This is a genomic window from Aquiflexum sp., from assembly GCF_041749095.1.
Taxonomy (GTDB): Bacteria; Bacteroidota; Bacteroidia; order Cytophagales; family Cyclobacteriaceae; genus Aquiflexum.
This window is the reverse complement of record NZ_JBGTCA010000293.1, coordinates 1-7,752: the sequence shown is the minus strand read 5'-3', so window position 1 is coordinate 7,752 and position 7,752 is coordinate 1. Positions and strand designations below refer to the sequence as shown.

The 7,752-nt window shown below is 40.6% G+C and carries 7 protein-coding genes; 2 read left to right on the top strand and 5 right to left on the bottom strand.

What is annotated here, in order from left to right:
• Positions 1-256, bottom strand: a 256-nt coding sequence (locus tag ACEW8O_RS13710) for a polysaccharide deacetylase family protein (protein WP_373495193.1), incomplete at its 3' end; no start/stop codon positions are given.
• Positions 257-374: 118 nt separating this feature from the next.
• Here ACEW8O_RS13710 and ACEW8O_RS13705 point away from each other — a divergent pair.
• Positions 375-809 carry a DUF6526 family protein gene (locus ACEW8O_RS13705; protein ID WP_373495192.1) on the top strand — a complete coding sequence of 145 codons (435 nt, stop codon included), beginning with the start codon at positions 375-377 and terminating at the stop codon, positions 807-809.
• Positions 810-834: 25 nt separating this feature from the next.
• Entirely contained in the window at positions 835-1,209 is a 375-nt protein-coding gene (locus ACEW8O_RS13700) for a nuclear transport factor 2 family protein (protein ID WP_373495191.1), read from the top strand.
• 701 nt (positions 1,210-1,910) lie between these two features.
• Here the strand turns inward: ACEW8O_RS13700 and ACEW8O_RS13695 are convergent.
• From ACEW8O_RS13695 to ACEW8O_RS13680, 4 genes are all read right to left on the bottom strand, one after another.
• On the bottom strand, positions 1,911-3,269 hold the full coding sequence (locus ACEW8O_RS13695) for an AGE family epimerase/isomerase (RefSeq protein WP_373495190.1): 1,359 nt from the start codon (positions 3,267-3,269) through the stop codon (positions 1,911-1,913).
• 281 nt (positions 3,270-3,550) lie between these two features.
• Positions 3,551-5,149 carry a GMC family oxidoreductase gene (locus ACEW8O_RS13690; RefSeq protein WP_373495189.1) on the bottom strand — a complete coding sequence of 533 codons (1,599 nt, stop codon included), beginning with the start codon at positions 5,147-5,149 and terminating at the stop codon, positions 3,551-3,553.
• 342 nt (positions 5,150-5,491) lie between these two features.
• Complete coding sequence (locus tag ACEW8O_RS13685; RefSeq protein WP_373495188.1) at positions 5,492-7,174, bottom strand: AMP-binding protein; 1,683 nt, start codon at positions 7,172-7,174, stop codon at positions 5,492-5,494.
• Between the two features lie 349 nt (positions 7,175-7,523).
• Positions 7,524-7,752, bottom strand: a 229-nt coding sequence (locus tag ACEW8O_RS13680) for an acyl-CoA dehydrogenase family protein (protein WP_373495187.1), incomplete at its 5' end; no start/stop codon positions are given.

Sequence of the window (7,752 nt, the reverse complement as noted above, 5' to 3'; positions counted from 1 at the left end):
TGGCTCTATATTGGGAAGAAGGTATTTCTCCGGTATTGATATAAAAAGTGCCTTTCATATTCAATTCTTCCATGATGGGCAAAGCAACATGAAACTGATTATAAGTACCATCATCGTAGGTCAGCGAGACGGCTGCTTTTTTTCCATCAGGCCATTTGAGGATTTCAGTTTGCAAAGTATTTTCCCGGTTACATGCTGATTGGATTAAAAGAATGAAAACCAGAATAAATGAGGTTATAGTTATTTTGGGTCGCATACGAAATTGTTATTTTGGAAAAATTAAAAAAATTATATCTGAAATTGAGGTGTTTTTTGATAATTGGAACCAATAGGACTAAATTTCAGACAAATTCATCCACAATAAATTATTTGTTATGCAAAGTTACAAAAACCACACCCGGTATTTTCCTTTACACCATTTTGTAGTTACTCCTCTGACCTTGATCATTTTGGCTTGGTCATTGGTCAATCTTTTCACAGTATGGGGAACAGAAGATCTTTCTCAAGCATGGTATTTTCTGGCCATAGCATTTGTCTTGGCACTTTTACCGGTCATTGCCAGGATATACGCACTCAAAACGCAGGACAGAATTATCCGTTTGGAAATGAGGCAACGTTATTATGAAATGACCGGGAAATCATTTCTTAAACTTGAAAACAAACTCAGGCTTTCCCAAATCGTTGCGCTGAGATTTGCCGGAGATGATGAATTGCTGAACTTATTGGATAAAGCCGTCAAGGACAAGTTGAGATCCAAGGAAATAAAGAAATCAATAAAAAACTGGCAGGAGGACAGAAGACGTGTATAAATTCATGCTATTAAGTGCAATGCTAATGTTCAGTTTAAATGTATCAGCTCAAAATGATATAGAAACCATCGCTGAGAAACTGGCACAGGAACAATTGGAAGCCTATAATAAAAGAGACATAGAAGCATTCGTCCTACCTTATGCGGCAAATGTAAAGGTTTTCAATTTCCCATCTGAATTGCTCTATGAAGGCAGGGAAAACATGTATGAATTATATGGAAGGATGTTTGCCCGTACCCCGGAACTCCATTGCAAATTGGTCAACAGGATGGTCATGGGCAATACAGTCATCGACCAGGAAGAAGTCACCATCACTAAAAACGAACCTCCCATGCGCGCCATCGCCATTTACAAGATAAAAGATGGGAAAATAGCCGAGGTCTATTTTGTGAAGGAGTGACAAAAAAAGTTATCAATGACAAATTTGGAAATTGATAGTTTAGAACTACAAATAGCATTCAAGGTTAGAAAGAACTTTGTCTTGTCACCTCGATCCCGACAACAGTACGGGAGAGAGGTCTGCTGCCCGTCTTGATCTCACATCCCTTCTGTAAATGCCGATTTTTACTACTACCAAAGACGTAATCGGAGCAGCCGTTACCCTGATCAATTCGAAATCATCATTAAATTTTTTAAATAATGAACAAGGAACATCGAATGATGCCCGCCTGTCGGCCGACAGGAATAATGAAGTCTTTGGATTCCTGTCGAAATTAGGGTCAATGTTTTTTTAAAAATGTTGGGGTCTACCAATGACGTATTAAATGTTTCACGCAGCGATCGCAGCGAATTCGCAGCGGTCACGGCGTGAAAACAATTGTCATTACCCTTTTCTGAACATTCACAAAATGTTGGAGACTCGCAATGACGCCCGCACCATCCCAAAATCTTAAATCTAAAATTACCCTCTACCCTCTACCTTCATCCCTAAAGAGATTGCCACGTCGCACGAAGTGCTATATAAAATATCAAAGTTTCCCAAGTGCTCCTCGCAATGACGCACCACCTTCATCCCTCATCCTTTCTCCTTCATCCTTTTCTCGGTTCTCAAATCCTAAATCTAAAATCTAAAATCTTAAATCTTAAATCTAAAATCCTCCCCTACCAACTCCTCAACCTATCGATACATCCCTTCATCGCCCTGAACTGATGGTAATTGGCTTTCCAGATATGTCCTTTATCGGCTGTTTTTAGTTGGGGCTGTTTGTCCAAACCTCCTGAAAACCAATCGCCATGCTCACGGTCAATGAGATATTCCTGATTGTATTGCCAGAGTGCTTGGAACTTCCCAAAATAATTCCAAGGGTCATTAGGGAAAAGTTCTGCCATTAGGAGGAGAGTGTTCATGCCTTCTGACTGTGCCCACCAATTTTTGGAATCTTTGATTATCCTTGGATTTTCTTCCCCTGGAAAATAATACCCTTCATCAAAAAAACCGGCCTTCTCATTGTCCCAACCATGTTCCAAAGCATGGTCAACCATTTTCTTGGCTTTGGCCAAAGTGACCTCATCATTTTTCCAACCGAGTACATGGGAGCTTTCCAAAATCAAATAGGCCGTCTCCACATCATGGCCAAAGGACACATGGTCCAGACTTTTATGTTTCATGATTTCTTCCTCACCCTGGTCCTGAAATGATACAGGAGTCCAATCAGGTTGTAAAAACAATACCAAAGAGCCTTTTTCATTGACAATGGTGTCCCTGACCAATAAAAGCATTTCCTCCAGACGTTCTTTGAGCAAGGGATCTTTCCAAACTTCATACAATTCGGTCAAAGCCTCCAACAAATGGATGGAACTGTTTTGATCTTTGTACCCCAGATCCGATGTGGATGGCGTATCTGCAGGCCTGACAATGGGAGTCCCATCCCGGGACAGATGCTGGAAGTATCCTTTATGTACAGGGTCATGGCTCTTTTCTTCCAACCAATGAAAAGCCTTGATGACAAGATCAAGACCGGCAGAATCTCCAGTTGCCCCAAAATATGCGGCAAGAGCATATATGCCAAAACTGTTCCCATAAGCGGTTTTCATTGGAGACTTCTCCAATAAGGGTTGACCTGACCTACTGACCAATTGATAAAAGCCACCATGTTCATAGTCCCACATTTTATCCCTCAAAAATTCAAAGCCATGTTTTGCACCATCCAAATAATGCTTTTGCGTTGGATATCTTTTTGCTGCTTTCGAATTTGACCAAAGGTGACGTGCCTGTGTGACTATCATCTTTTCCTGACTGTTGTCCTTGATCTGAAAATCATAGGTGAAACTGCTAATGTATCCACCAGAATCCAGGTCCAAGGCTTTTGGGTACCAGGTTTCCAACAGATTCTCTTTCAAAGATTTTTCCATTTGTTCTGCAAGGACTTTAAAAGAATTAAGGCCTACATCCGGCCTCTGACAGGAAACAGCGATAAAAAAAATCAACATCAGAAAATAAATATTAAGCTTCAATTTCATAGGTTTGGGTTTTTGGGTAAGCTTAAAAATAGCAGAAAAATAAATCAGAAGTTTACCTTTGATATAAAATATCAGAATGGGAAGAGGATGATTTTATCTCTATTCCGTTTGAAGGTCAGGTCACAGTTAAATCATTAAAAAACGAAAAGATAATGACAGGTACATTTGGTTTCAAACCCAAAGACACTTCAGGCAGGGAAATCATAGTCACTTATGGGAGGTTTGATTATCAATATTTCAACTTTTAGATTTTCTCAAATCATTCACAAAACAGAGTAGGATTAATCTTTCAAAATCAGATCCGAAGCCTTCTCCCCTATCATGATACAAGCGGCATTGGTATTTCCCGAAATGATGGTCGGCATGATGGAAGCATCGGCAACCCGAAGACCTGCTATCCCTTTGACCTTCAGATTTTCATCCACCACAGCCATATCGTCCTGACCCATCTTACAGGTACCGACCGGGTGATAGAGGGTTTCCAGGCTTTTTTTGATATGGCTTTCCATCGCTTTTTCATCAAAGCTGCCGGGAAGAAATATCTCTCCTTCCTGATACCTTTTCAAAGGTTCCGTATCCATGACTTTTTTTGCCAAATGCATTCCTTTGACCAATCTTTTGATATCTCTTTCATCAGAAAAAAAGTTGGGCTGAATCAAGGGTGCATCCAATGGGTTTGTTGATTTCATACCTACATATCCCCTACTTTCAGGCCGTATAAGAACGACCATAAGACTGAAGCCGTTTTTTCTCGGATAGGTGTCAAGATTATAAATATCCGTGCTATAATCCTGATAGACAGCACTTGGAACAAAATGAAACTGCAGATCCGGCCTATCAAGACCTTCCTCAGAAGTCAGAAATGCATTGGCCGTTAGAGGACTGTTTCCAAATGGCCCCTTTTTAAACAAAAAGTGATTCAAAAGACCTTTCACTTGGGAGAAAGGTTTGATCTCATGGTTATTGGTTTTGATGGTGGACCAAACACTTACCCCCGACCAAACATGGTCAATCAGATTTTGGCCCACTCCTGGGAGGTGGCATACCGGTTTGATTCCAAACTTTGATAGGTAGTCCTTATCTCCTATTCCGGAAAGCATCATTATTTGAGGAGATTGTATTGCCCCTGCACTCAAAATCACCTCTTTGTTGCAATAGGATCTTTGACGGGTACCTTTTTTGTTGATTGTCTCCACTCCTTTGGCAATCCCATTTTCGATTAATATCATGGAAACATGGCTGCCTGTTTTTACAGAAAGATTTTTCCTTTTTAATATAGGTTTCAGGAAGGCGGTAGCAGTACTTTGGCGGATATTATTTTTGATGGTGAACTGCAGCATTGAAGCACCGAACTGTTTCTCACCATTATATTCTTCATTATGCGGGATACCTGCTGATTCACAAGCTTCAATAAAACTGTGCCCCAATGGATGCGGTTGTCTCGAATAAGAAACGTGAAGTGGTCCGGCATCTCCATAAAACCGGCCTTTAAAATCCTCATTATGTTCTGACTTGTTGAAATAAGGCAGCACCGATTCATAAGACCAACCTTTATTGCCCAACTGTTCCCATTCATCATAGTCTAACCTGTTTCCCCTCACATAAGCCATGGCATTGGTACTGCTGCATCCCCCCAAAGCCTTACCACGGGGAATGTAAAGTTTTCTTCCATCGACGTTTTCCTGTGGTTCGGTCCAAAAAGCCCAATCCACCTCAGACCTATGAAGTTTGGCATAAGCCCCCGGAATCTGAATCTCCATTTTTTTATCCGGTTCTCCTGCCTCAAGCAGTAAGACAGTATTTTTCGGATCCTCAGATAAGCGGTTGGCCAGAACACATCCGGCAGAACCTGCGCCGATAATTATATAATCAAAAGGCATATTTGATAGTTATAAATGTATACTTGAGGATATTGAAATATGGTAGATATTTAATTGAAATATGGTTGAAATATTGGGTAGATATTAGAGGATATTAATGGATACTTATTGATATTGAGGATATTTTTGGATATTGAGATATATGGAAACCAGAGATATTAAGATCGGTATTGATTCGGGATAAAGTAATAAACCGGTTGAAATATTTGAGTGAAATAAAGGCTTAAAACTGCGAAATTTTCCAATCCAACACGGCAGACAAGTTTTTTTAATTTTACAATTCTACAATTCTACAATTTTACAATCTCACAAAAATCCAGCACCACTTAGCTTTTCTATAAATCAACCGGCAACAGTCTTTTCATGCATTTCTTTGATCTTCCTTCTTAGGATTTTACCCACATTGGTTTTGGGCAGTTCATCTGCAAAATACACCTCTCTGGGCACTTTGTAGTTTGTCAGTTCTTCCCTGCAATGGGCAATAATTTCTTCGGAAGTCAGGGACTTGTCTTTGGCAACCACATAAGCCACTACCTTTTCGGTGGATTTATCATCGGGCATTCCTATGACGCCCGTTTCCACTACTTTTGGATGCATGGCGATGGCATTTTCCACCTCGTTGGGATAGACATTGAATCCGGAAACGAGGATCATTTCTTTTTTCCTATCGACAATTTTGACAAATCCATCATGGTCAATCACCGCAATGTCCCCGGTCTTGAACCATTCACCATTCATTACTTTGGCAGTTTCCTCAGGCCTGTTCCAGTATCCTTTCATCACCTGAGGGCCTTTGATGCAAATCTCTCCTTTTTCACCTGTTGGAACATCCTTTCCATCGTCATCGATAATTTTGACATCCGTATTGGGAAGTGGAATCCCGATTGTTCCTATTCTTTCAGTTCCGTCTATTGAATTACAGGTGGCAACAGGGGAAGTTTCTGTCAATCCATAACCTTCGGCCAATGGCACACCGGTGATTTTCTGCCACCTTTCTGCTGTAGTCTTCTGTACTGCCATCCCACCACCAACGGAGACTTTCAGGGAGGAGAAATCAAGTTTGGAAAATGCTTCATTGTTCATCAATCCATTGAACAAAGTGTTGACACCTGTAATCACTGTGAATTTATGTTTACCCAATTCTTTGATAAAACCGGGCATATCTCTTGGATTGGTAATCAACACATTATGCGCTCCGATTTTCATCATCGCAAGACAGTTTACCGTCAATGCAAAAATGTGATAAAGGGGCAATGCGGTAATTACAATTTCTTCTTTTTCTTTCAATTTAGGTTTCATCCATGCCGAAATCTGCTGCATGTTGGCCACAATATTGGCATGGGTCAATTCCGCACCTTTGGAAACACCCGTGGTACCTCCTGTATATTGTAGGAATGCAGTATCTTCCAAAGTCATTTCTTCTCTTTTGTAAGGTTTGGAAGCCCCACTCGACATGACTTTTTTCCAGCTAACGGCCTTTGGAAGGTCATAAGAAGGAACCATTTTTTTAACATATTTAACCACAAGATTTACAATAGTCCCTTTCAAGCCTCCGAGCATATCTCCCAATTCGGTGACAATGACATGCTTGGCTTTAATTTCCTGCCTGATTTTTTCGAGGTTGCTGGCAAAATTTGCAAGGATGACAATGGCATCGGCACCTGAATCTTCAAACTGATGCTTCATTTCTCTCGGGGTATAAAGGGGGTTGGCATTGACTACCACCATCCCTGCCCTGAGAACACCGAACATGGCCACGGGGTATTGAAGGCAGTTTGGCATCTGAATGGCCACCCTGTCCCCTTTTTTCATATTGAGCTCGTGCTGCAGGTAGGATGCAAAATGTTGGGATAGCCGGTCAACCTCATTATATGTAATGGTTTTGCCCATACACTCGTAGGCTATGGCGTCCCCGAATTTTTGGACGCTTTCCTCAAAGAGGTTGACTACAGAACTATAAGCTTTTACATTAATTTCAGTTTCTACTCCTTCAGGGTAAAATTTGAACCAAGGAAAGTTAGGCATAGGGTATTGTTTATTTTGGGTTGAGAATGATTTTAGAATTAAGATCTTAGATCTTAGATCTTAGATTTTTGATCTAATATTTAAGATTACTAAATATAAAAGAATATTGCTTTTTAAAAAAGTTGGGAGTTGGGAGTGGAAAGATAAAAATGAAATCGTCCGTCCCTCCGGGACTTTGGTTATGTTTTGATTTTCACTTTCGACGGGTTAAAACCCATCGCTAAGACATCGGTCGTCCCGATGGGACTTTTTCATTTTTTCAACAAGTATCTTCTAATATCCATTAATATCGTTCCAATATCCCAAATCACTTCACTCCTATTTCAATGTATTTCAACTGTATTTCCACCTATTTCAAAATCTTCCTTGCAATCAACTCCTTCATGATCTCATTGGTACCGGCATAAATCCGCTGTACCCTTGCATCCGCAAATGCCCGGGCCACGCCATATTCCCACATATAGCCATAGCCGCCATGAAGCTGCACACATTCATCGGAAACATTACATTGGAGTTCAGTCATAAGGTATTTTGCGGATGAGGCCATTGCCCCATCTACTTTTTTGTCATTGTGCAAC

Excerpts from the sequence above, each read along its gene's own strand:
- ACEW8O_RS13705 (WP_373495192.1), top strand. The coding sequence starts at position 375 with ATGCAAAGTTACAAAAACCACACCCGGTATTTTCCTTTACACCATTTT.
- ACEW8O_RS13700 (WP_373495191.1), top strand. The coding sequence starts at position 835 with ATGTTCAGTTTAAATGTATCAGCTCAAAATGATATAGAAACCATCGCT.
- ACEW8O_RS13695 (WP_373495190.1), bottom strand. The coding sequence starts at position 3,269 with ATGAAATTGAAGCTTAATATTTATTTTCTGATGTTGATTTTTTTTATC.
- ACEW8O_RS13690 (WP_373495189.1), bottom strand. The coding sequence starts at position 5,149 with ATGCCTTTTGATTATATAATTATCGGCGCAGGTTCTGCCGGATGTGTT.
- ACEW8O_RS13685 (WP_373495188.1), bottom strand. The coding sequence starts at position 7,174 with ATGCCTAACTTTCCTTGGTTCAAATTTTACCCTGAAGGAGTAGAAACT.